The 23,288-nt window shown below is 48.1% G+C and carries 21 protein-coding genes and 1 pseudogene; 11 read left to right on the top strand and 11 right to left on the bottom strand.

The genetic code is table 11. From position 1 onward, the window contains the following. Window positions 1-729: a transcriptional regulator FrlR gene (gene frlR / locus M0696_RS16400; protein ID WP_248602170.1), complete on the bottom strand. Its 729-nt coding sequence runs from the start codon at window positions 727-729 to the stop codon at window positions 1-3. Between the two features lie 180 nt (window positions 730-909). Here frlR and M0696_RS16395 point away from each other — a divergent pair, with 180 nt between their 5' ends. Beyond that, window positions 910-2,013: an ABC transporter ATP-binding protein gene (locus M0696_RS16395; RefSeq protein ID WP_166848686.1), complete on the top strand. Its 1,104-nt coding sequence runs from the start codon at window positions 910-912 to the stop codon at window positions 2,011-2,013. A gap of 32 nt (window positions 2,014-2,045) precedes the next feature. Here the strand turns inward: M0696_RS16395 and M0696_RS16390 are convergent, their stop codons facing one another. After that, window positions 2,046-2,912 (bottom strand): endonuclease I family protein, encoded by an 867-nt coding sequence (locus tag M0696_RS16390; RefSeq protein WP_166848689.1) that lies wholly within the window; start codon window positions 2,910-2,912, stop codon window positions 2,046-2,048. Window positions 2,913-2,993: 81 nt separating this feature from the next. After that, window positions 2,994-3,065: pseudogene (locus M0696_RS16385) on the bottom strand (hypothetical protein); the annotation flags it as partial. A gap of 491 nt (window positions 3,066-3,556) precedes the next feature. On the opposite strand from M0696_RS16385, the gene allC reads away from it, so the two are divergent. The 7 genes from allC (at window position 3,557) to pucE (ending at window position 11,682) form a co-directional block, all read left to right on the top strand. After that, a complete protein-coding gene (allC, locus tag M0696_RS16380) occupies window positions 3,557-4,795 on the top strand; it encodes an allantoate deiminase (RefSeq protein ID WP_166848691.1) in 1,239 nt (412 codons plus the stop codon). 16 nt (window positions 4,796-4,811) lie between these two features. After that, window positions 4,812-6,062, top strand: coding sequence for a (S)-ureidoglycine--glyoxylate transaminase (gene pucG, locus M0696_RS16375; protein ID WP_166848694.1), 1,251 nt, complete (start codon window positions 4,812-4,814; stop codon window positions 6,060-6,062). A gap of 433 nt (window positions 6,063-6,495) precedes the next feature. Further along, window positions 6,496-7,488, top strand: a complete 993-nt coding sequence (locus tag M0696_RS16370; protein ID WP_248602169.1) for an XdhC family protein — start codon at window positions 6,496-6,498, stop codon at window positions 7,486-7,488. Then, entirely contained in the window at window positions 7,485-8,102 is a 618-nt protein-coding gene (pucB, locus tag M0696_RS16365) for a xanthine dehydrogenase accessory protein PucB (protein WP_222141984.1), read from the top strand. Before M0696_RS16370 ends, pucB begins: the two co-directional genes overlap by 4 nt. Next, a complete protein-coding gene (gene pucC / locus M0696_RS16360; RefSeq protein WP_222141983.1) occupies window positions 8,099-8,932 on the top strand; it encodes a xanthine dehydrogenase subunit C in 834 nt (277 codons plus the stop codon). The genes pucB and pucC overlap by 4 nt, the downstream gene beginning before the upstream one ends. Then, a complete protein-coding gene (gene pucD, locus M0696_RS16355; RefSeq protein WP_248602168.1) occupies window positions 8,933-11,170 on the top strand; it encodes a xanthine dehydrogenase subunit D in 2,238 nt (745 codons plus the stop codon). Further along, window positions 11,161-11,682 (top strand): xanthine dehydrogenase subunit E, encoded by a 522-nt coding sequence (pucE, locus tag M0696_RS16350; protein ID WP_166848709.1) that lies wholly within the window; start codon window positions 11,161-11,163, stop codon window positions 11,680-11,682. Before pucD ends, pucE begins: the two co-directional genes overlap by 10 nt. 290 nt (window positions 11,683-11,972) lie before the next feature. Here pucE and M0696_RS16345 read toward each other — a convergent pair whose 3' ends face one another. From M0696_RS16345 to pucR, 7 genes are all read right to left on the bottom strand, one after another. After that, window positions 11,973-12,071 carry a YjcZ family sporulation protein gene (locus M0696_RS16345; protein WP_032732263.1) on the bottom strand — a complete coding sequence of 33 codons (99 nt, stop codon included), beginning with the start codon at window positions 12,069-12,071 and terminating at the stop codon, window positions 11,973-11,975. A gap of 397 nt (window positions 12,072-12,468) precedes the next feature. Next, a complete protein-coding gene (locus M0696_RS16340) occupies window positions 12,469-12,585 on the bottom strand; it encodes a YjcZ family sporulation protein (protein WP_166848712.1) in 117 nt (38 codons plus the stop codon). 305 nt (window positions 12,586-12,890) lie between these two features. After that, on the bottom strand, window positions 12,891-13,241 hold the full coding sequence (gene uraH / locus M0696_RS16335) for a hydroxyisourate hydrolase (protein ID WP_248602167.1): 351 nt from the start codon (window positions 13,239-13,241) through the stop codon (window positions 12,891-12,893). Continuing rightward, window positions 13,241-14,725: a factor-independent urate hydroxylase gene (pucL, locus tag M0696_RS16330; protein ID WP_248602166.1), complete on the bottom strand. Its 1,485-nt coding sequence runs from the start codon at window positions 14,723-14,725 to the stop codon at window positions 13,241-13,243. Before pucL ends, uraH begins: the two co-directional genes overlap by 1 nt. 20 nt (window positions 14,726-14,745) lie before the next feature. Next, window positions 14,746-16,029: a nucleobase:cation symporter-2 family protein gene (locus M0696_RS16325; RefSeq protein ID WP_248602165.1), complete on the bottom strand. Its 1,284-nt coding sequence runs from the start codon at window positions 16,027-16,029 to the stop codon at window positions 14,746-14,748. Between the two features lie 5 nt (window positions 16,030-16,034). After that, window positions 16,035-17,384, bottom strand: coding sequence for a nucleobase:cation symporter-2 family protein (locus M0696_RS16320; protein WP_248602781.1), 1,350 nt, complete (start codon window positions 17,382-17,384; stop codon window positions 16,035-16,037). Between the two features lie 146 nt (window positions 17,385-17,530). Continuing rightward, on the bottom strand, window positions 17,531-19,126 hold the full coding sequence (gene pucR, locus M0696_RS16315) for a purine catabolism transcriptional regulator PucR (protein ID WP_248602164.1): 1,596 nt from the start codon (window positions 19,124-19,126) through the stop codon (window positions 17,531-17,533). A 176-nt stretch (window positions 19,127-19,302) separates the two neighbouring features. Here pucR and M0696_RS16310 point away from each other — a divergent pair, with 176 nt between their 5' ends. Beyond that, window positions 19,303-20,646 (top strand): allantoinase, encoded by a 1,344-nt coding sequence (locus M0696_RS16310; RefSeq protein ID WP_248602163.1) that lies wholly within the window; start codon window positions 19,303-19,305, stop codon window positions 20,644-20,646. 14 nt (window positions 20,647-20,660) lie between these two features. Here M0696_RS16310 and M0696_RS16305 read toward each other — a convergent pair whose 3' ends face one another. Then, on the bottom strand, window positions 20,661-21,926 hold the full coding sequence (locus tag M0696_RS16305; RefSeq protein ID WP_248602162.1) for a glycosyltransferase: 1,266 nt from the start codon (window positions 21,924-21,926) through the stop codon (window positions 20,661-20,663). 114 nt (window positions 21,927-22,040) lie between these two features. Here M0696_RS16305 and M0696_RS16300 point away from each other — a divergent pair, with 114 nt between their 5' ends. Continuing rightward, entirely contained in the window at window positions 22,041-22,388 is a 348-nt protein-coding gene (locus tag M0696_RS16300; protein WP_248602161.1) for a YunG family protein, read from the top strand. A 37-nt stretch (window positions 22,389-22,425) separates the two neighbouring features. Next, on the top strand, window positions 22,426-23,274 hold the full coding sequence (locus tag M0696_RS16295) for a DUF72 domain-containing protein (RefSeq protein WP_222142447.1): 849 nt from the start codon (window positions 22,426-22,428) through the stop codon (window positions 23,272-23,274). Window positions 23,275-23,288: the final 14 nt, after the last annotated feature.

The raw sequence follows: 23,288 nt of genomic DNA, 5'->3' as shown, positions 1-23,288 counted from the left end.
TTATGTGTAGGGACTGTTGATCGTAAAAGTGACACGGTTTGTGTGCATCAGAAACAGTGAGCAATAGATTGGCTGGTCGTTTGATGTAAAAGCCGTTTTGTCGATTTCAAACAGTGCATCCCCGATATCGCAATCCAGGTATTTGCTTTCCTCCTGCTGGGCATATACGACATTTAATAGCTTCGTATTGTACGTGGGTACAACTTTGTATTGCTGTTTCAAAATATCATGCATGGATACGCCGTCAGCAATAAAGGTATCAATGCCGGGAAACAAATCCAGCGGATAATGCGTCACTTCAAAGGAAAGCGGCTGATCATCGTTATATAAAATCCGTTTTAATTCAACGACAGGGCTCTCGGGATTGATTTGCAGCTTTTCGGCAATGGGTTTTGCCGCAGGAATGATCTCATGGGACAGCACCTGATGCTTCGGTTTTTTGCCGGTTGATTCCATAAATTCTGAGTAGCCGTTTACAGCGATCAGCTCTCGTTTTAATTTAGGGCTTTTAACGAACGTTCCCTTTCCCTGCTGCCTGATCAGATAGCCTTCCTCGACTAAATCGAGAATGGCTTTCCTGACGGTAATACGGCTGACATTATACTTGCTGCAAAGCTCGTTTTCGGTAGGCAGCTTGGCAGCTGGGGAATACACGCCCTTTTTGATGTCATCAGTGATGATTTGTTTTAGCTGAATGTATAAAGGTGTAGAACTTCCGTTGTTTAACAAAGGGTAGCCTCCTTTTAACCTATTATTCATATTATAATGTATTATGACGTTATAATACAAATTTACACTTTTATTTTAGAAATATAGCAAAAATAGGAATCGATTACTCTAAAAATAACAGAAAGACCAAGTTGTTTCCAGTGACGAAATAACAGATCAAAAGATAGGGGGACATTATTGGTGGCTTCGTTAACATTTGAGCATGTCAAAAAATCATATCACTCACAATTAACGGTGAAGGACTTTGATTTAGATGTAAAGGATAAAGAGCTTTTGGTGCTGGTGGGGCCGTCAGGATGCGGAAAATCGACCACGCTGCGGATGGTGGCGGGATTGGAAAGCATCTCTGCAGGAAACCTCCTCATCGATGGGGAGCGGGTCAATGATCTCCCGCCGAAAGAACGTGATATTGCGATGGTATTCCAAAATTATGCCCTTTATCCACATATGACGGTTTTTGATAATATGGCGTTTGGATTAAAGCTCAGAAAGATGCCGAAACAGGAAATTGCCGAGCGAGTCCATGCGGCAGCAAGAATTTTAGAGATTGAGCATTTGCTTAAGAGAAAACCGAAGGCGCTCTCCGGCGGGCAGCGGCAAAGAGTGGCGCTTGGCCGATCGATTGTGAGGGAGCCGAAGGTCTTTTTAATGGACGAGCCGCTTTCCAATCTGGACGCAAAGCTGAGAGTGACGATGCGGACAGAAATCAGCAAGCTTCACCAGCGTTTAGAGGCTACTATCATTTATGTCACGCATGACCAGACCGAAGCGATGACAATGGGCGATCGGATTGTCGTAATGAATGAAGGGGAAATCCAGCAAGTGGCGAAACCTCACGACATTTATCATTACCCGGCAAATTTGTTTGTCGCAGGCTTCATCGGCTCCCCTGGAATGAACTTTCTGAAAGGCGTTATTGAAGAACAGCATGGAGAGCTGTTTTTCACAAACCCCTCGATCAGGCTTCATATTCCTGAAGAAAAAGCGAAGCGGCTTAAAGAAAAGGGATATGCGGAAGAACAAGTGATTACCGGTGTCCGGCCGGAGCATATCACACAAATGACAGAAAATGATCAGCTGTTTGATTCAGTGTTTAAAGCAAAGGTAGAAGTGAATGAAAATCTGGGATCAGAGCTGATTGTGCATGTCACGGCAGGGGACGAGCGGCTCACGGTCCGCCTGGACGGAAACACGCGAATCGCCGCAGGCGATTCGATCCAGCTGGCAGTGAAAATGGATCACGTCGTTTTTTTCGATGCGGAGACAAAAGAGGCTGTGTATTAGAAAAGGTGCTCCTAAACAGGAGCACCTATTTCTTATGGCCAAATCTCGTCCGCCCATTCGGGGTGGTCGATAAATGGATTGCGGTTGTGCTGATATTTCTCATAAATGATTTCATTTCTTTTTCGCTCGCGGTCATCAACAGGGTCTTGCTTATTCCATTCGAGCAGGACAGATTGTTTTCCGTGATAAGGAGCTGAGCCGTTGCCTGTTTTATCATTCAGTTCAAGATCAGGGTATCCGTCATCACCTTCATAACGGACAGCCATGTAAAACAGCATGCGGGCGACATCGCCTTTCACATCATCGCGGGGCTCCCATGAATCTCCGTCATAATAATTTCCGGGCGCTTTCGCATGTTCTGTGCCGCCGTTGTCAAAATCCATATTTCCTCTTGCGCTGTTGACTTGAACATCAGCCGGGCGCAAATGATGAATGTCGGTGCCAGGCCCCTTGCTTGTACCAAAGTCACCATGGGATTTCGCCCAAACGTGCTCGCGGTTCCAATCGCCGACATTGCCGCCGTTCAGGTTTTTCGACCGGGATTCATTCGTATAGAGCAGGATGACGTTATTTGGGTTTCTCGGGTCTTCATCGGTTTCTTTCAGCGCGTTCCATACCTCGCTGTAGGACAGCATTGTGTGCCCGCTGATGATGCGGTGCAAGGCGTTTTTTAGCGATTCTCCTGTTTTTCCTTCAGTCCCTTCATAATAGGTATCTGTGTCAGTGTAGGGTGCAGCGGGGGCGGCTAATGAGAGAAGGCCCCCGGTTCCTGAAGGGGAAGACGCGAATCGGTCATTCAGGCTCAATGCGGTCTGCGGGCTTGCTGAAGCGGCGGGTGCAAACCATCCGGAAATCAGTAATACACAAATGAGCGGCAGAAACCATGCTTTTTTTGTCATCACTTGCCCTCCTTTTATCAGATCATATCTATTATCTAAAATTGAAACAAAGGATAGAAGTGTCATTTTGTATATTTTTCATTAAAATTGTAAATTAGTCCCTTTGGAGGAAGCGGATATCCACTGTTCCAATATCTTTAGGCCCCGTTTTTGCTTCAGCTGAGATTTGGCAAGGCCTGTTCCCTCTTCAATTGATGTGGTATGTCCGAATAAATAGTAACGCAGTCCCGCATTCATGATGACTTGCTTTCTATCATAGTCTACCTAGGCTTCCTAGCTGCCGGGGATCGCCTTGATTTTTCTGCCTGTACGGCCGGACTCATAGTTTGATGCAAAGCTGCTTCGTTCGCCTTTAATCCATAGTCCTCTGGTTTTAAAATAAACGATTCCGTTTTGTTCTCATTGATTGTAAACATGAAGCTGTTGCAGTGAACAGGGACTCTGTTGCATATTGGCTCTCTCCCTTACCGTGTTTTCTATTGACTTTACATGAAAATGACACTGAGAGGTAGGGAGGTTCTGGCCGATCTAGTTCCGAATGGATATTGTGACTAAAAAATAAACGATTTTTTGGTTAATCTGTCAATGAACTATCGAGTTCCCCCTTCTATAATGAAGTCACCATAACGGCCAGGGGGGAGTACATGGAAAAGCAGAAGCTTTCAGTCAAAAACAGCATCACAGATTATATTGAATGGCTCGCCCAATACGGCGCATCTGCGGACGGCGGCGTAACGAGGCTTTTGTACACAAAAGAGTGGATGGACGCGCAGCTCGCCGTGAAAACGGAAATGTCTTCATTTGGGCTTGAAACAAGATTCGACGATGTCGGAAATGTGTTTGGAAGGCTTTCGGGCACCCAGTCTCCAGATGAAGTGATTGTAACCGGTTCACATATCGATACGGTCATCAATGGGGGAAAGTATGACGGCGCCTATGGCGTTCTTGCGGCAATGCTCGCGATAAAGCAGCTCAAAGAAACGTACGGAGCGCCGAAAAAAACACTCGAAGCAGTCTCCTTATGTGAGGAGGAGGGGAGCCGTTTTCCGATGACCTATTGGGGATCGGGGAATATGACGGGCGTTTTTTCAGTAAAGGATGCAGGAGAACCGAGAGACGAATTAGGCGTCTCTCTGCAAACAGCGATGTATGAGAGCGGTTTTGGCAAAGGCGTGTTCCAGTCAGCGTATAGGACAGATATCAGCGCTTTTGTTGAGCTTCATATTGAACAGGGGCAGACATTGGAAATGTCAGGGCGGGACCTCGGCATTGTGACAAGTATTGCGGGTCAGAGGCGATATCTCGTCACGCTGGAAGGGGAATGCAATCACGCGGGAACCACCTCCATGAAATGGCGAAAGGACCCGCTTGCAGCCAGCAGCCACATCATTCATGAACTGCTGCTGCGGTCGGAAGAGCAGCCGGATGAGCTCCGCCTGACATGCGGAAAAATAACGGCAGAGCCTAATGTAGCCAATGTCATACCGGGCCGCGTGCAGTTTTCAATCGATATTCGCCATCAGCATCAGCACGTGCTGGAGCAATTTCATGAAGACATGGCTGCTTTGATCAACGGCATTTGCCATCAAAAAGGGATTCGCGCCGTAATTGATGAATATATGCGGATAGAGCCTGTGCCAATGGACGAAAGGCTGAAGGCTGCGGCTTCTGAAACAGCGGCAGAAATTGGCATCAGCTGTGAAGAAATGGTGAGCGGAGCAGGGCATGACGCGCAAATGATCGGAAGGCGCCATCCAGCTTGTATGCTGTTTGTGCCAAGCCGCGGCGGGATCAGCCACTCACCGAAGGAATATACCTCAGCCAGACAGCTTGAGATCGGCGTCCGCGCATTGATTGATTTATTATACAAACTGGCTTATTGATAAAGGAGGAATGGCTGTGTCAGGCAGAAAAGAATTATGTACCCCGTTAAGAACGATTATGACGCCGGGTCCTGTTGAGGTTGATCCGCGTGTATTAAGAGTGATGAGCACTCCGATTGTCGGCCAATTTGATCCGGCGTTTACGGATATCATGAATGAAACGATGGAGATGCTCAGGGAGCTGTTCCAAACGAAAAACCGTTGGGCATACCCGATTGACGGCACTTCACGGGCGGGAATCGAAGCGGTGCTGGCGAGTGTGATTGAGCCGGGAGATGATGTCCTCATTCCCATTTATGGACGCTTCGGCTATTTGCTGACTGAAATCGCTGAGCGGTATGGGGCGAATGTTCATACACTTGAGTGTGAATGGGGAATGGTTTTTGACCCAGATGACATCATACGGGAATTGAAAAAAGTGAGGCCGAAAATTGTGGCCATGGTGCATGGGGAAACATCCACAGGGCGAATTCACCCGCTGAAAGCAATCGGCGAAGCCTGCCGAGCCGAGGATGCATTGTTTATTGTCGATGCAGTTGCGACGATTGGCGGCTGCGAGGTCAAAGTCGATGATTGGAAGATTGACGCAGCCATCGGCGGCACGCAAAAATGCTTGTCTGTTCCATCGGGGATGGCGCCGATTACATATAATGAGCGGGTGGCAGATGTGATTGCGGCTCGTAAAAAGGTGGAGCGCGGCATAGCGACAAAAGCTGACAGGTCGACGCTTTCGGGAAACCGGCCGATCACAAGTAATTATTTTGATTTAAGCCAGCTTGAGGATTATTGGAGCGAAAGACGGCTCAATCATCATACAGAAGCGACGACGATGCTGTACGCTTTGCGTGAGGGTGTCAGGCTGGTGCTTGAAGAAGGTCTTGATGCCCGCTTTGAGCGGCATCGCCATCATGAGACCGCATTATCAGCAGGGATTAAGGCAATGGGGCTGAAGCTGTTTGGAGATGACACCTGCAAAATGCCTGTTGTCACTTGTGTAGAAATCCCCGGTGGCGTTGACGGCGAGTCTGTCCGCCGCATGCTGTTGGCGCAATTCGGAATCGAAATCGCCAGCTCATTCGGCCCTCTGGCGGGAAAGATCTGGAGAATCGGCACGATGGGCTACAGCTGCAGAAAAGAAAACGTGCTGTTCGTGCTTGCCGGGTTAGAGGCAGTACTACTCAGACATGGCGCAGGGATCGAAGCAGGAAAAGCGCTCCAAGCGGCGCTTGATGTGTACGAAAACGCCGGCCGCCAGGCGGCGGTATAAAGAAAAGCTTACGGGAAGTCCGCAAGCTTCAGCGTGTCGACAAACCCTCGCATTCGTTGTCAAGGCTGCGCTTCGGTGCTCACGAATTTCAACATTCGCTGTGCTCTGATGCTCGCCTTTCCTAGACTTCAAGGGTTTTCAATCACGCTGAAAAGATGACAAAACCCTAAAACTATAAACCGTTTTAGGATTTTGTCAACAATCGAAGCTTGTGGGAACGCCGCAAGCTTTTTTAGTGATACGATTTTTCGCTTTTTCTCCAATCTGTTTTTCTTCGTTTGACCCTTTTTACAAATCCTCTTTCCCCGTGTTGCATTTTCTGACGAAGCATGAGTCATTTTTCCTTCCATCAGCTATTCTTTATACAAGTTACCTATAAAATCATGCTGAACTTGTTGTTTTTTAAAGCGATTTTTCAGAGGAGGATGCAGCGTTGGGAAATTTGCACATGATGTTAGATGCGCTCCTGGAAGATCAGGATGAGGCTGTGCTGGCGACAATTGTTCAAGTTGAAGGCTCAGCGTATCGAAAAGCAGGCGCTTCTATGCTCTTTAAGAGTAATGGCGAACGGGTCGGCTTGCTGAGCGGAGGGTGTGTGGAAGAAGATTTACTCCACAGAATCAGTGAACTGGGCGATCAACTGACGTCAGCGCTGATTCCATATGACATGCGGGCGGAGAACGATCTTTCCTGGGGTATGGGAGCAGGATGCAACGGCATGATTCATATTCATGCGGAGCGAATCACTCAGGAAAAGAGACGGCACTATGAAAGAGTGAGGGACTGCCTTCATACAGGCAAAGCTGTCACAGCCGTTACGCAGCTTGACTCCTCCCGTTATATGTTTCTGTCCGAGAACGGGCATTTTGGGAACTGGCCGGACGCGCCTCTGCAAGACATTCAACGTACCGCTTCAACGCTTCATTTACCGCATTTTGATCCATCAACCAACATGTTTATTCAACGGATTGAACCGAAGCCGCGTCTCATTTTGTTCGGAGCGGGACCGGATATTGTGCCGCTTGCCAATTTGGCGGCTGATACAGGGTTTTCGGTTATCGTGACAGATTGGCGTCCCGCTTATTGCACATCCTCTCTTTTCCCAAAAGCGGATCGGCTGATCACCGCTTTTCCAGAACAAATGCTCAGTGAATTTCAGTTTTACCCGCATGATGCAGCTGTTGTGGCAACTCACCATTTTCAGCACGATCAAGCGATCATCAACTTCTTATTTGCTCAACATCTTCATTATATCGGACTATTGGGTTCGTCAAACCGTACCAAACGGCTGCTGAATGGAAAACAGCCCCCGGCTCACTTTTACAGTCCGGTCGGGCTGAAAATCGGTGCGGAAGGCCCCGAGGAAATTGCCGTCAGCGTTGTCGCGGAAATCATTCAAACAAGAAAACGGCTGGCGGTTGTATGAGAAACCCCTATATTATCGGAGTGTTTCTCGCTGCCGGCAAAAGCAAAAGGATGGGCCAAAACAAGCTGGCTTTACCGTTAAAAGGAGGAACCATCGGCTCGCTTTCTTTGCAAACCGCTCTTTTGTCCCATCTTGATCACGTGTTGATTATCGAGAGAACTGAACATGCTTCCCTTGAGTGGATGGGGGCGCCATATCACTCGCCGCCTTTTCGAGAACGCTGGAGCCTGCACGTTTGTCAAGAAGCTGAAAAAGGCCAAGGTCATTCAGTCAGCAGCGGGGTGAGAAAAGCAGAAAGCATGGGAGCGGACGGCGTTGTCATTTTATTAGCCGACCAGCCTAGGCTTTCCGTCGATCATCTCAATGCCCTTGTGGCAATGGCTCCTGTGTCATTTGCCGTGTCTTCATCTTTAGGCGCGCTCACCCCGCCAATCTATTTCTCATCGGCTTGTTTTCCTTATGTAAAGGAGTTAAAGGGAGATGAGGGGGCTCGCAGTCTCCTGAAAAGCGGGCAGCTTGGAACAGGAGCCGTTTTGGAAGCGAAGACAAGCGCGGAGTTGAAGGACATTGATACACCGGAGGAATACGACATAGTGAGGAGGCTGGTGATTTGAACGGCCAAGTGACAAAAGCAAGGATGAATATTCAATTATGGAGGCCGGCAGCGCTCGATGAGGCGTATTCGCTTTTGGAGCAGCTTGCCCCGGATGTGTGTGCCGCATCGGGCAGCACACTGCTTCAGCTTCAGTGGGACAAAGGGATTCTTCCGAAACAGCATCTCGTCAGTCTTGAAGGAATTAACGAGATGAGAGGAATCAGCGCCAGTGACACACACGTGTCGATCGGAGCGCTCACAACACTGAATGAATGCAGAAAGAATCCTTTAATCAAGAGTACGCTCGGTTGTTTCAGCGATGCTGCTTCCGCTGTCGCCGGACCCGGAATCCGCAGCCGGGCCACGATTGGCGGCAACATCGCGAGTAAAATCGGGGATTTGATTCCGCTCTTACTTGTGCTTGATGCTGAGCTTATCGTATATCAAAAGGAGCTGATCAGGTTGCCGCTTGGCGATTGGCTCATAGATGAAGACTTTAGAAATGCCATCGTCACGCGTGTCAACATTCCTCGTGTGGAGGGAGAGCGTGTGTTTTACCACAAGCTCGGAAGGCGCCGGGCTTTTACAGGCGCTGTTGCTGTTGCAGCTGGACATTTTTTGAAAGACGGTGGCATTCGCCTCGCCGCTGGCCATGCTGATATCACACCGGAAAGATTAGTGGAAAGCGAAGCGAAATGGATGGCGCCAGGGTGGAATCCGCACGAGATGTACGAAACACTTATCCATGAGCTGCCGTTTGCCGCGGATGCTTTTATGTCAGCGGCATACAGAAAAAAAGCTGCTGCCAACGTCATCATGGCAGAGCTGATGGCTGAGGGAGGGGAATAAATGATCATCAACAAACCGTCGAGAATCAGGCCGGATGGAAGAGGAAAGGTCACAGGGAAACTGAAATATATGACAGATCTCACCTTTCCGGGAATGCTGTATGGCAAAGTACTGAGAAGCGCTTATCCTCATGCGGAGATCATGTCGATTTGCACCATGAAAGCTGAAGAAATGGAAGGTGTGCGGGCAGTTGTCACTTATAAAGACGTTCCCGGTTTAAATAGATTTGGCATTGTCATCCCTGACCAGCCGGTTTTATGTAAGGACAGGGTGCGGTATGTCGGCGATGCGATCGCCGCAGTGGCTGCAGAAACGGAGGAGAGCGCGGAAGCGGCGCTGGAGCTGATTCGTGTTGAGTATAAAGAGCTGGAGGTCATTGATTCACCAGAAAAAGCGCTTCGGCCGGGTGCGCAAAGACTGCATGAGGACGGGAATATCCTGCACCGCGCGTTTTTTTCACACGGCGATGTGGAAGAAGGATTTCAAGCATCTGACACATTCCTTGAAGAAACTTATGAGCTGCCGCGGCAGATGCATACGTATATGGAAACGGAAGGAGGCGTAGCCGTTCCGGAGGACGGTGGGGGATTTACGATGTATGCAGGAACGCAGCACGGCTATAAAGACCGTTTCCAGCTTGCCCGTATTTTTAACATTTCTGAAGAAAAGATCAGGGTTGTGTCGAGTCCGATGGGCGGCTCGTTCGGCGGGAAGGATGAGCTGAATATCCAGCCGTATGCCGCGCTTTTGGCCTTGAAAAGCGGACTTCCTGTCAAAATTCATCAGACCAGAAAGGAATCTGTACGTTCAGGCATTAAGCGCCATCCGATGAAGATTACGATAAAAACGGGTGCGGATCATGCGGGGAAGCTTTTGGCTCATGATGTGAAAATTGTGGCAGACACAGGCGCTTACGCTACGCTCGGACCGGCCGTTCTTGACTTTTCTGTCGAGCATGCCGTGGGACCGTACCGTATTCCAAATATCCGGACTGAAGGAATATCTGTGTTTACGAACAACGGGGTGGCGGGAGAATTTCGGGGCTTTGGCGGCAATCAAATCACATTTGCACTCGAAACCCATCTAGATCGTCTCAGCAGCATGGTCGGAATCCACCCGCTGGAGCTGAGAAGAAAAAATATTAGAAAACCGTATGACTTAGGGCCGCTAGAGCATCAGATTGCACCGACTGACGGAGCGGCGCAGGTGTTGAATGCCATTTCTGAATCTCCCATTCTCATAAGAAAACACCAGAACCCCGGGTATATACGGAGAGGCACGGGAGCGGCAATTGCGATGCACGGCGGCGGGCTGGGATATGGCCGAATAGATTCAGCAGGAGGCCGTTTGTCCCTTTCAAGTGATGGCAAAATCACAGCTTCATTCGGATTTGAAGAATGCGGACAGGGGATCTTAGCCGCAATCGAACATATTGTCACCGAGGAGCTGGGCTGTGCCGCAGAGGATGTTTCCATTGTCATCGGGGATACCGCAAAAGTGCCGAAATCAGGCTCGTCCACCGCATCCCGCGGCACAAGCATGGTGTGGCATGCGATCCAGCGTTTGAAGAAGCCATTTCTTTCTCAGTTGAAAAAAAGGGCGGCAGAATGGAGCGGCTGTGTGGCGGAAAACCTTATTCTCGGTGCAGCGGGTTTACGTGATCAATCCACAAAGGAGCTCGTGGTGACGTATAGAGAGCTGGCTGAAAAAGGCCCTTTGGCAGAGGAAACCGCATTCGATTTTCCGGCAACGCCTGATCCTGTGGCGGGCGGCCATTTTCTCTATTCATTTGGCGCGGCGGCTGTTGAGGTGGAGGTTGATCTATTAACAGGCGATATCAAAGTGATAGATTGTGAGCACGCCATTGCGGCAGGTCCGGTTGTTAGTCCGCAAGGCTATCAGGGGCAAATTGAAGGAGGCGCTGCCATGGCGCTCGGCTACACGCTGATGGAGGAAGCCAAAATGACGGACGGCCATTATGCGGTGGAAAATCTCGACCAGTATATCATTCCCGGTGTAAAGGATGTTCCTGATATGAAGCTGACCGCGATAGAAGAGCTGATAGAAGGTGATTCTCACGGCCCGCGCGGCGTCGGTGAAATCGGAACGATCGCCATCACCCCAGCGATTGTAAAGGCTGTGCACGATGCGGTCGGATGCTGGATAAACAAGCTGCCGATTTCAAGAGAAGAGCTTCTGAACGCGATAGACAGAAAGGGGATGAAGCAATGGACATAATAAAAGCTGGCCCATTCCCTTTAAAAAAGGAACAGTTCCGAATGACCGTGAACGGGCAGGGGCTTGAGGTTGCAGCCGTCCCCACGGCACGTCTGAGTGACCTGCTTAGAAAGGAATTTCAGCTGACCGGGACAAAGGTGTCCTGTGGAATCGGCCGCTGCGGAGCATGCTCCATCTTAATCGACGGGAAGCTTGCCAATGCGTGCATGACGATGGCCTATCAAGCAGACGGCCGCTCTATCACAACCATCGAGGGGCTTCAAAAAGAAGAACTGGATATCTGCCAAACTGCTTTTCTCGAAGAAGGCGGCTTCCAATGCGGCTACTGCACCCCAGGCATGACGATTGCGCTTAAAGCGCTGTTCGAGGAAAAAACGCATCCCACAGATGAAGAGATAGAAGAAGGGCTCGCGGGAAATTTGTGCCGGTGTACCGGGTACGGCGGGATTATGCGGTCTGCTTGCAGGATCAGAAAAGTGTTGAGCGGCGGGAAAAGAGAGTCCGGTTTTTAAAAGCCGGGCTTATTAGTCTTTTCAATTTATTTTCGAATTGTAATATATCTAAAGAGCAGCCGGAGGTCAATTGTCGGTTCTTTTGCTGGAGCATTGTGGACTCAGCCAGTGGGGGTGAGCACTGTGGATATTTTGAAGATGCAGATTTGTAGCAAAAGTTTATATTTCTCTGGTTCAGAAACTTTGTCAGAGAGATTAGTTAATCACATAGCAAAACGCCATAAAATTTCTTATGGCGTCTATCGAAAAGGGAGGTGCTCATAAAACGGAGGAGCTAGGCAATGTTAAACTTAATAACCACCAAAGAAAGAAGTACCAACAATGATTAACAGAATGAATAGCACCACGATCAAAGCGAAGGAGCTACCATAACCGTTTGAGTAACCCATATTGCCACCTCCTTGAGTGAGGATAGTATAAGATATGCCGAACGATCATTTTCGACATAGATTTAAGTCTAAAAAAGAGAAAATGAATATTTTGTCTAAATGTGTAAGAGAGAAGGCGTTGACTTTAGTATGTGGTTTCGGAACCAACTTAAAGAAAACCAACAAAACACATTTCATATCGCTTCAGATCGTCTTAAAATCTGAAAAACGATTACTCCTATAATCCCTTCTAAAACGGAGGGTCTTTTTTTATGTCTCAAAAACAATTGAATCTAATACGATGTTTATATTTCTCTTTCAGAACCTTTGTCAGCACACCGTTAGTTAATGAATATAGCAAAACGCCATAAAGATTTCTCATGGCGTCTAGCCCAAACAGGGAGGTGCTTATAACATACTAAATTGGAACGCCTTCTGGAAAACCACCAAAGAAAGAGGTTCCAACGATGATTAACAAAATGAATAGCACCACAATCAAAGCGAAGGAGCTACCATAACCATTTGAGTAACCCATATTGCTACCTCCTTAAGTGAGAATAGTATAAGATATGGCAGACGATCATTTTCGACAAAGATTTAAGTCTAAATAAGAAAAAATGAATCTTTTGTCTGAAGGCTTGATAGAGAACGCATAATCAAAAACGATTAAAACAGTTAGGATAAGAAAATGAAACCTGTAGTATGACCCAAATTGCTGCGTACTGTTTTCAAACGTAATTCTCAGGACCTTTCTCAAAATAGAGAAGGTTTTTTATTTATGCGGTGCTGCCAGCTAACCCCTACACATATTAAAGTCAGCATCACCGGCGGGCTACCTCTTTAACTCCCCCTATACACCTGATAACCAAACGGCGACAGCAAAAGCGGGATGTGATAATTCGCATCTGAATCTGCTAGATGAAAACGGACGGTAACTATGGTTAAAAACGGCTGGTCGGCCGTATTCACATTTTTACTGGCAAAATAGTCTCCTGCATGAAAGTCTATCACATACTCTCCAGACACCAGCTCTTCACCAGCCAGCAGCGGAGCATCGACTCGGCCGTCATCGTTGGTGAAGGCCTCTTTAACAAGGATGATCTCTTCGCCCAGCCGCTTCAAGTCAATTTTTACGTTCGCCGCGGGTTTGCCGCAGGTTAAATCTAAGATATGGGTTGTCAGATTTCCCATCAGGCCTTCAGGCTCCCTAATGCTTCAGCGGCTTTCTGTTTTTCTTTCTCGGCGTCTTCTTTTGTCACGGTAAAGCGCTGGAAACCGAATGGCGGGCGCGGTTCGGTGTAGACTTTTCCTTTCGACCCTGGGATCTCTTCAACGACCGTGTCCCATGTGTGATTTTGGGATTGGAAGCTGACAACCGTGAGCTGCGGGAATCTCATTAGTATTCTGCAGCCGATATGATAGATTAAATTTTGGATTGAAGGGGTTTCGAGCTCGTGAAAAACGGTGCTCGCCAGGTCGCGAACTTGTTCGGCCGCAACATAGCGGGCGGGATCCGTGGCACGTGCGTCATCTGTATTTTCATACTGCCAGCTGATGTTTAAATAGACAAATAGAGGACGGTTGCCGTCTTCCGGGAGAGTTGTATATTCGTCTCGAATAAAGCCGACGAAGGAGTTGCCGCTCACCTTGACGAGCTGAAGATCCATGATTTCGCTGTACTGCTCTGTGATCGTTAAAGTATCCCCGGTTCGTTCTGCTTTCAGCACAGACCGAGCGCGTTCATTGCGTGATCTTCTAAAGACGAGGTGGCTTGTGCCGAGTTCTTGCTCCTCGTATGCAGGCATCGCCTCAAACGGAATGTCTTCGCCTGTCAAAGTGATCGTGTCCATATGAGAATAAGTATCTAAAAATCGGTGAGCCATATAGTGTAAGAATCCCTCGGTTGTCGTCCCTTCATAGGAAGCGAGATGGCGCTGAATAAAGTTTTTCATTGAGTCTGTAGCCACGACGAGTGTATTATCTCCGTCTATAAATGATGGCAGAAAGGCATCTCCGCTAATTTCGCATGTCACATCAATTCCGACGACAGTATTGTCTCTCCCTGTAAAAGAAGACTCTGGAATTTCCCGTACACCTGTGAGCGGCTTTAAAAACGTTCGGTATGCAAATACATTTCCTTTGCCATAAGACATAGTTCTATTCATTTGCGTCTCTCCTTTTTCAGTTATGATGTCCGCCAGCCGAAAGCGGGCGATGCGGTAAATTTCTTTAAGGGCCTGCTGGAACTCCGTTTCTCGTTCGTTCTCAAGCCTTTCCAGCAGGGCTTGGTGAATGTCCTGTTTCGTTGTTCCCTTTACAGCTAAAATAAAAGGAAAGCCGAAGCGTTCATAGTAGCATTCATTCAGCTTGAGAAACTCCTCGTATTCCTCTTGTTCAAGTTTACTGAGCCCCGCGTTTTGCTGCTCTCTTACCGAGGTAACACTCATTGTTTTCTTTGTTCCGAGCCGGGGGTGCTTGTTGATTAAATCAAGCTGTGTCTGGCGGTCCGCGGCTTTTACAATGCCGGTCATTTTGTGGTGAAGATCAGATAGGGAAGAATATGGCCGCAATGCCGCGGCTTTCTCCGCAATCCATGAAGAGTGTTCAAAAATAGATCCAAGCGTGTCTGTCAGTGTTTGTATGTCCATTTGGTTCAGGTCATCCATTGTGAACATTGGCATCTTCCTTTACGTTTTTATTTCACACTATTTGGCTGATTGGTTTGAAAAAAAGCGTGCAGTGCAATTGCCGACAAACTGCCGATTACAATTCCGCTTCCAGCCAAGACTGAGGCCGCGCCCGGAAGAGATGAAAACAACGCGGGAACGGTTGTGGCGCCGAGCCCTAAGCTGACGGAAGAGGCGATGATCAGAAGGTTGCCTTGCGTATCGAAATCGACAATAGAAAGCATTTTGATCCCGTAAGAAATGACCATGCCGAACATGACAATCATCGTGCCGCCGAGAACTGGGGCTGGAATCACTGTTGTCAATGCCGCGGCTTTTGGAACCAGTCCAATCCCCATCAGCATGATTCCTGTGATGACAATAACGTTGACACTTTTCATTTTTGAAAGCTGAACGATACCGACATTTTGCGAGAAGGCTGTATAGGGAAACGCGTTAAATAAGCCGCCAAGCATAATCGCAAGCCCTTCCGCCCGGTAGCCTTTTTCCAGATCTTTCTCCGACAGCCTGCGGTTTGTGATATCGGCGAGAGCAAAGTAAACGCCTGTCGATTCAACCAGGCTGACAATGGCAACGAGAAGCATCGTGACAACAGCCGGCAGCTCAAAAGTTGGCGGGCCGAAATAAAACAGAGACGGAACATGAAGCCAGGACGCCTCCACGATGTCAGAAAAATCGACTTTTCCCATAAAGAATGCGGCCGCTGTTCCTGCGATAAGGCCGAGCAAAATCGCTATGGAGCGGATAAAGCCGTTAAAGAAGAAAAACAGCAATAAGATAAAAGCTGTGACGCCAAAGCCGAGGAACACGTTGTCAAGTGAACCGAAGTCTTTGCTTCCTTCACCGCCTGCCAGGTTATTCATTGCCGTCGGAATCAAGCTGATGCCGATGATCATGACAACTGAACCGGTCACGACAGGCGGAAAAAAACGGACAAGTTTTCCGAAGAAGCCCGCGGCTAAGACGACAATCAGTCCTGCGGCGATAATGGCGCCATATATGGCTGAGACACCGTATGTGCTGCCGATGGAAATCATCGGTCCGACCGCGGTAAACGTACATCCGAGCACAACGGGGAGGCCGATTCCGAAATACTGGTTTTTATAGAGCTGCAAAAGAGTCGCCGCCCCGCACATGAACAAATCAATCGCAATTAGGTACGTCAGCTGCCCCGCATTCAGCCCAATCGCCGCTCCGACGATCAGCGGAACGAGAATCGCTCCCGCATACATGGCAAGCATGTGCTGAAGTCCTAGCATCATCAGTTGAAAGGCATTGTGCTGTTCCTTCATCTTTTTTACACCTCTTTTTCTAATGCGAGTGTATGGTCTAATACCGGAAGTTCAGTTTTCTGTGCTGTTTTTTCTTTTTTGCCGCGCAAGCTGAAAAATACATTCAAAAAAATGGCGGTCAGGCTTCCTGTGATAGTGCCGTCACTGACCAGAATCCGGATTGGAGCGGGGAATTCAGCGAAAATACCGGGCACCGTGCTGGCGCCGATGCCGAGTGCGATTGAGCATGCGATGGTCAGCAGGTGATATTGATTTTTGAGATCCGCTGTGCTGAGCATTTTGACGCCTGACGCAATCACCATGCCGAACATGACGACGGTCGCGCCGCCAAGCACAGCAGCAGGAACGGCAGAAGCAAGGGCTGCAATCTTCGGAATCAGTCCGAGACAGACAAGGATACAGCCTGCGGTAACGACGATATTTCTCGTTTTTACCTTTGTCAGCTGCAATAAGCCGGCGTTTTGCACAAAGGTATTATAGGGGAAGGCGTTGAGCAGTCCGCCGATAAGAATGGCGATTCCTTCCGCTCGGTAGCCTTTGACTAGGTCTTTTTCGGTTAAAGATTTGTCACATATCTTTCCGATAGCGTAGAAGACGCCGGTTGATTCCACAATAATGACGATTCCGACGATCAGCATCGTTAAGATTGGGCCGATTTCAAATGAAGGGGCTCCGAAATAAAACGGCTTCGGGATTTGAAAGAGTGGGGCTTCAGCGACTGCAGAAAAGCTGACTTTACCCATGATGGCTGCTGCCGCTGTTCCGGCAGCGATTCCAATCAGAACGGACAGCGTTCGGGCGAATCCTTTGAGAAAGCGGTTGAGGATTAAAATCAGGACAAGGACGCCGACAGAGAGAAGAAGGTTTTCAAGTGAGCCGTATTCGGGGTTGGCGCTGCCGTTTATTTTTTCGCCGCCAGCCATATTTTTCACACCTGTCGGAACAAGTGAAAGGCCGATTAAGGTTACAACGGTACCTGTTACGACAGGAGGAAATAACGCGGTCAGCTTGCCGAAAAAACGTGCAAACATAAAGATGAAAACTCCTGTCGCGATGATTGAACCGTAAATCGCTTGAACGCCGTAATTCGCGCCTATTGCAATCATCGGGGTGACGGCCACAAATGAACTGCCGAGCATGACGGGTAGCCCGATGCCGATGTGTGCTCCGCGCAAGGTTTGCAAAAGTGTCGCGACGCCACACGTTAACAGGTCAATCGCCAACAGGTAAGACAGCTGTTCAGGTGTTACATTCAGCGCCCTGCCGACAAGCAGGGGCACTAAAATCGCACCTGCATACATGGCCAGCACATGTTGCAGTCCAAGAGTAAACACCGCGAACGATTTTTGTTTCACCATAGTCCCTCCTTTTATATGTGAACTTTAGTAACATGATAGCGTGCCGATTATCGGGTGTCATTGGATACAGTAGCCGAAAAAGACAGGTGCTATTGCTGAAAGTGACGAAAAACGATTCGGTTTGTAAGAGAATGTGACAAACATTAGCTGATCAGCCGCTGCATCCGTAGGGCAAGCCGCAAACGCATCGTCGTCTCAGGATCTTTTAAGCTTTTGCCCAGCAGCTCCTCACATTTTTCAAGGCGGTAGATGACCGTATTACGATGAACGTACAGACGCTTTGCCGTCTCAGAAATTTGGCAGTGTGTTTCTAAATAGACGGACAGCGTATGAAGCAGGCTTTGGTCCTCCTGCTGTTTTTCAGCAAGGCTTTGAAGCGTCGAGTTGTAAAACTTCTTCAAATCTTCAACAGGAAGCAGGCGGAGAAGCTCAGGCACATCTTTGGCATGATACACTTGAATAAACTCCGTGCTTCTTGACAAATGCCCTGATTGCAGAGCGTCTGAAGCTTCTGTGAACGCGTCGGGAACGTCAATGAGCCTTTGGCATATATTGCTGATGCCAAAGGACACAGTCCGTTTAAATTGCGCTTTGACCTGTGTTTGAAACTGTTCTAAAAAGCTGATCACCGAGGCGTGCATTTCACTCCAGCTGTCTGTCGCCTCGATCAGAATAATGCCGACATTTCCTTTAATAAAGAGGTGAGGCGGAAACGGGAAGGCTGATAATTCGCCTTCAAGAAATTCGAATACGCCGTCGGAGGCGAGCTGATTTTCTGTAAAGCTGATCGATTCGTCATTGCGGTCGAGTTTTCCGGCAATGCACATGTACTTTTGATCCCAGCGAAGCTTAAACTCCTTCGCCCGGTTTTTGATTTCGTCGTCTGAAGAAAATGAGCGCTCAATAAAATTGCTGAAAAATTCATTGCGCGCACGCCGGCCGAATTGCTTCAGCGCATTTTCCTTCAGCAGTTCAAAGGAAATCACGTTGGCTGCTTGCTCAATGGTGAGAATCAACCCTTTGTCGCCAGCCTGCACCATGTCCGGTATCAGCAGGTAGCCGCAGTTTTTTTCGTGATTATAAATAGGAAGAACAGAATACGTTTTTCGATCCGAGAACGTAGAGAAACAAGTGAAAAACGGCCCGGATACGGTATTCAGGGTGCTTTTCAGCTTTACGGTTTCAAATGAAATCTGATGGGATGCTGACAGTATTTTGGCATGCTGGTCAAGAAGCAGCACGGGCAGCTGAAGAAGGTCTGACACCTTTTTAAGGAGAGATTGCAGCCCCTTTCCGCTCATAATGTGGTTTGTGAATTTTTTGTGTGCGTAAATGGCTTGCTGCAGCTCGTTAGAACGCATATCGAGAATGTGGCTGAGTGTTGCATTTACAATATCGCCGAGGCGGATGTGTTCTGGAAGCTCAATGATCGGAAACGCGTATGAATCGGCCAGCTCGATGATTTCTTTCGGGATATCCTCCAGGTAGCGCTTTGTTTTAATGCCGAGGCCCGCACAGCCGCGTTTTGCCATTTGCTGAATCAGTTCAGATAACTGGTGCGGGTGATCCTTCAGGTGATACGCGGTAGTGACGAGTAATTCGTTCTTATGCAGAAAGTCTGCGATATCCGGAGCGTCCATCATATTGACATGCTGAACCTCTCTTTCTCCTCCTGCTTTTCCCGCGATTAAATTGGCGTTTTTATAAGCCGGTATTTTCATCACATCAAAAATATTCATAGAGCATTCTCCTTTTCTATAAAAAATATTGGTTAAGATGAATAATTTTCAATAGGAATTCTAGCGGTTTTGCTGATGTAATACGATCATAGTAGCAGTAAACTGTTGAAAATAGAACTGATTGTGTTACATAAACTGACATGGAAAATCGTCAACTTTACATAGGGGGGATCAATATGGCGTACGATATGGTGATAAAAGGTGCGAAAGCAGTTACGCCAGACGGCGTTAAAGAAGCTGATATTGCTGTTCAAAATGGTGTCATTGCCGAGATTGGTTCAGCCATTGAAGCAAGCGGGGCAGCAATGATCCAGGCAGACGGCCAATATGTGTTTCCGGGTGCGATAGACTGCCATGTTCATTTCAATGAACCGGGCAGAGAGGACTGGGAGGGGATTGAAACAGGTTCCCAGATGATGGCAGCAGGCGGCTGCACCACTTATTTTGATATGCCGCTCAATTGCATTCCATCAACTGTGACGGCAGAACACCTTCTCGCAAAAGCCGAACTCGGCAGGCAAAAGTCAATCGTGGATTTTGCGCTATGGGGCGGCCTTGTGCCCGGTCACATCGATGACATCCGCCCAATGGCTGAAGCGGGAGCGATCGGGTTTAAAGCATTTTTATCAAAATCAGGCACAGACGAGTTCCGCTCTGTTGATGAACGAACCTTGCTCAAAGGCATGACAGAAATCGCGGCTGCAGGAAAAATCCTCGCTCTTCACGCCGAGAGCGACGCGATCACAAGCTATTTGCAGATGGTTTTGGCCAATAAAGGAAAAGTGGATGCAGATGCGTACGCCGCCTCTCGCCCGGAGGAAGCCGAAGCTGAAGCGGTGTATCGCACGATTCAGTATGCGAAGGTGACGGGCTGTCCGGTTCATTTTGTCCATATCAGCACGGCGAAAGCGGTCCGGCTGATCAGAGAGGCGAAACAGGAAGGGCTTGATGTTTCGGTCGAAACATGCCCGCATTATGTCTTGTTCAGCCATGACGATTTACGGCAAAAGGGCTCTGTTGCAAAATGCGCGCCTCCGCTCCGGTCACGGGAGTCGCAGGAAGCGCTGATCGAGGCGCTCATTGCGGGGCACATTGACATGGTTTCCTCAGACCATTCCCCTTGTCGTCCATCCTTAAAGCGGGAGGATAATCTCTTTTTATCATGGGGCGGAATCAGCGGCGGACAGTTCACTTTATTAGGAATGCTGGAATTGGCTCTTGAACATCAAATTCCGTTTGAAACCATCGCTGAATGGACAGCGGCTGCACCTGCGAGACGATTCGGACTTCAGAAAAAAGGGCGGCTTGAAGCGGGATGTGATGCGGATTTTGTCCTCGTCAGCATGGAGCCGTACACTGTCACAAGAGAATCGATGTTTGCGAAGCATAAGCATAGCATTTACGAAGGACATACATTCCCCTGCGGCATTTCGGCTACATACAGCAGGGGCCGGTGTGTGTACAGTGGCAGGGACAAAACAGAAAGAGCAATTGAGGGAGCGCTGATCGTTCCATCGTAAAAAACCCGGCAGATTTATTTTGCCGGGTTTTTTTCCTCTAGTTTTTCTTCAATAAAATCCGCAGTATGTCTAACTCCATCTTCTTTAACTATAAGAGAGGCAGCTTCAGATGCACGTTGAGAATACGTATGGTTTGAAACCAGTTCATTGATCTTGGAAACGAAGGCTTTAACTGACATATCCCTTTCTTTCAGAGGGGCAGCAGCCACTCCGATGTCTCGCATTTTTCTTGCCCAAAAAGGCTGATCCCCTGAGAATGGGCATATTACCATAGGTTTGCCGGCCTTCAATGCCGCGGCCGTCGTCCCAGCCCCTCCATGATGAATGACAGCTTGTGATTGAGGAAAAATCCAGTCATGAGGAATGGAGCCGGCTGTAAAAATATGAGGTGAATCTATCGTCTGTTTAATCCCGCTCGAGCCCGTCAGCAAAATGGCACGCTGCCCGGTTTCTTTGAATGCTTGCTGAAGCATGTCCAGAATGTGATCCGGGTTTCGTAATGGCATACTGCTAAAGCTAACCGTAAAAGGCGGCCCCGCTTCTAAAAAACGCAATAACTCAGGTGGAGGGGTCCAGGCATCTTCGTCTAAAAACCAGAATCCTTGCATAGAAACATGGCCTTTCCATTGTTGGTCAAAGGGAATGATGGAAGGACTGCACCCATACAGAACAGGAATATGCTTTCCATTCAGTATGGAATCATCCTTAAAAACAGAACGTTTATCAGGCAGGCTAAGTGTCTCATGTCTCCACTTGTTAATCAGCGAAAAAAACGCTGCGGTCAATAATCGATTCATTTTAAAACTGGCTCTGTTAAGGGCTCCGTTCTGCATGGCAAACGGTAAGACAGGGTTTGTAAAAAGACGGGTGGGAGCTATAACAGGAACGGGATGAGCGATAAAGGCAGGGATGTGCAGGGCTTCGGCTATATCATAACCGCCAAATACTTTAGGATGATAAATGATTGCATCAGCATCTTTAGAGGCCGCCCATATATCGTCTAACATTTGTTCCATCATCGGATAAATGACGGTTTTCATTTGGCTGACAATCGATATCAGATTCCCTTTCAGCATGTTTTTTCCCTCTTCTGATTGCGTCAAATCTGCGTAATCAGCTCTGATGGCTGAAAAGGTGAGCCTGTTTTTCTCGGCTAGATCTTTGAACGCGCCTCCAGTGCAAATCGTTATATGATGTCCGCGTTTGGATAATTCTTTTCCTAATACGATAAAAGGCTGTACATCGCCCCTCGTACCGATCGTAAGCAGGTTGATTTTCATGATTCGCCTCCGGAATGTCATTCATTACCACTAATTTATCATACATAAGCATCTGATCAGTTTTTAAAATGCAATCAACGTGGTATCTTTTTTAAATGGGAGGCGGCGGAGGCAATGAAACATGTCACATACATACTAAAGCAATCTTGGTCGCGCCATACGAGCTCTAAATGGACAGAAGAATGTCCGGCATGCGGCCAATGCGGAGTGACAGCATTGGTGATTCAGGATCAATTCGGCGGCGCTATTTTCAAAACAAAAGTCGGTGAGAGCTGGCATTTTTATAACAGCATCAATGGCGTGATGTACGATTTTACGAGTGAACAGTTTCAGGCGCCGCTTGAATATCAGCACATTCCTTCTTCAAGAGAAGAAGCGTTTTTAGATACGAATGAGGAACAATACCAGCATCTTCATTCAGCATTTTCCCGCCATATGAACAGCATTTCCGAGGAAACCTGAAAACACGTGTGATAAACTGGGAGAGAGGTGAATGATTGTGATTTATATCGGACTGACGGGATGGGGGGATCATGACAGCATCTATCCGCCGAAAACGGCCAGCCAGAAAAAATTGCAGGCCTATTCCTCCCATTTTCCGATCGTTGAATTAGACGCGAGCTTTTACGCAATTCAGCCGGCGCGAAATAATGAAAAGTGGGTGAAGGAAACGCCGGAAACCTTCCAATTTATCGTGAAAGCGTATCAGGGTATGACGGGACATCAGCGCGGAGAAATTCCCTTTGACTCAAAAGAGGAGATGTTTGCCGCGTTTAAGGTCTCTTTAACCCCATATTTACATAGCAATAAGCTTGCCATGGTGCTGTTTCAATTTCCGCCATGGTTTGACTGCAAGAAGGAGAATGTCGCTTATTTGAGATGGTGCAAGCACCAAATGGGCGATATCCCATGTGCGCTTGAATTCAGAAACCGCTCCTGGTTCTCTCCGCCATTTTATGAGCAGACGCTTTCATTTATGAAAGCGGAAGGCTGGATTCACAGTGTCTGTGATGAACCGCAAATCGGAGAAGGAAGCGTTCCGACTGTATTGCGCGCGACCGATGAAAACAAAACGCTCGTCAGGTTTCACGGGCGCAACAAGCAGGGCTGGATGAAGCCTGATGGCGGGAAAAACTGGCGGGAGGTCAGGTACCTATACCGCTACAACCAACAGGAGCTGGAGGATTGGAAAAAGCACCTGAATGAATTGCAGCAGCAATGTAAGGATGTTTTTGTCCTGTTCAATAACAATTCCGGCGGAGACGCCGCGGATAACGGCAAGCAGATGCTTGAACTGCTTGATATCGAGTACAGCGGACTTGCTCCGAGACAGCTCGATTTATTTTAGAAAAGAGGTTTTGA

Origin of the sequence: Bacillus rugosus, from assembly GCF_023238245.1 — a bacterium.
Classification (GTDB): domain Bacteria; phylum Bacillota; class Bacilli; order Bacillales; family Bacillaceae; genus Bacillus; species Bacillus rugosus.
This window is presented reverse-complemented; position numbering and strand designations above follow the sequence as displayed.

What these genes read in the sequence shown, in the direction of transcription:
- M0696_RS16390 (WP_166848689.1), bottom strand. Translation starts at nt 2,912, where the DNA reads ATGACAAAAAAAGCATGGTTTCTGCCGCTCATTTGTGTATTACTGATT.
- allC (WP_166848691.1), top strand. Translation starts at nt 3,557, where the DNA reads ATGGAAAAGCAGAAGCTTTCAGTCAAAAACAGCATCACAGATTATATT.
- pucB (WP_222141984.1), top strand. Translation starts at nt 7,485, where the DNA reads ATGAGAAACCCCTATATTATCGGAGTGTTTCTCGCTGCCGGCAAAAGC.
- pucD (WP_248602168.1), top strand. Translation starts at nt 8,933, where the DNA reads ATGATCATCAACAAACCGTCGAGAATCAGGCCGGATGGAAGAGGAAAG.
- pucE (WP_166848709.1), top strand. Translation starts at nt 11,161, where the DNA reads ATGGACATAATAAAAGCTGGCCCATTCCCTTTAAAAAAGGAACAGTTC.
- M0696_RS16345 (WP_032732263.1), bottom strand. Translation starts at nt 12,071, where the DNA reads ATGGGTTACTCAAACGGTTATGGTAGCTCCTTCGCTTTGATCGTGGTG.
- M0696_RS16340 (WP_166848712.1), bottom strand. Translation starts at nt 12,585, where the DNA reads ATGGGTTACTCAAATGGTTATGGTAGCTCCTTCGCTTTGATTGTGGTG.
- uraH (WP_248602167.1), bottom strand. Translation starts at nt 13,241, where the DNA reads ATGGGAAATCTGACAACCCATATCTTAGATTTAACCTGCGGCAAACCC.
- pucL (WP_248602166.1), bottom strand. Translation starts at nt 14,725, where the DNA reads ATGTTCACAATGGATGACCTGAACCAAATGGACATACAAACACTGACA.
- M0696_RS16325 (WP_248602165.1), bottom strand. Translation starts at nt 16,029, where the DNA reads ATGAAGGAACAGCACAATGCCTTTCAACTGATGATGCTAGGACTTCAG.
- pucR (WP_248602164.1), bottom strand. Translation starts at nt 19,126, where the DNA reads ATGAATATTTTTGATGTGATGAAAATACCGGCTTATAAAAACGCCAAT.
- M0696_RS16310 (WP_248602163.1), top strand. Translation starts at nt 19,303, where the DNA reads ATGGCGTACGATATGGTGATAAAAGGTGCGAAAGCAGTTACGCCAGAC.
- M0696_RS16305 (WP_248602162.1), bottom strand. Translation starts at nt 21,926, where the DNA reads ATGAAAATCAACCTGCTTACGATCGGTACGAGGGGCGATGTACAGCCT.
- M0696_RS16300 (WP_248602161.1), top strand. Translation starts at nt 22,041, where the DNA reads ATGAAACATGTCACATACATACTAAAGCAATCTTGGTCGCGCCATACG.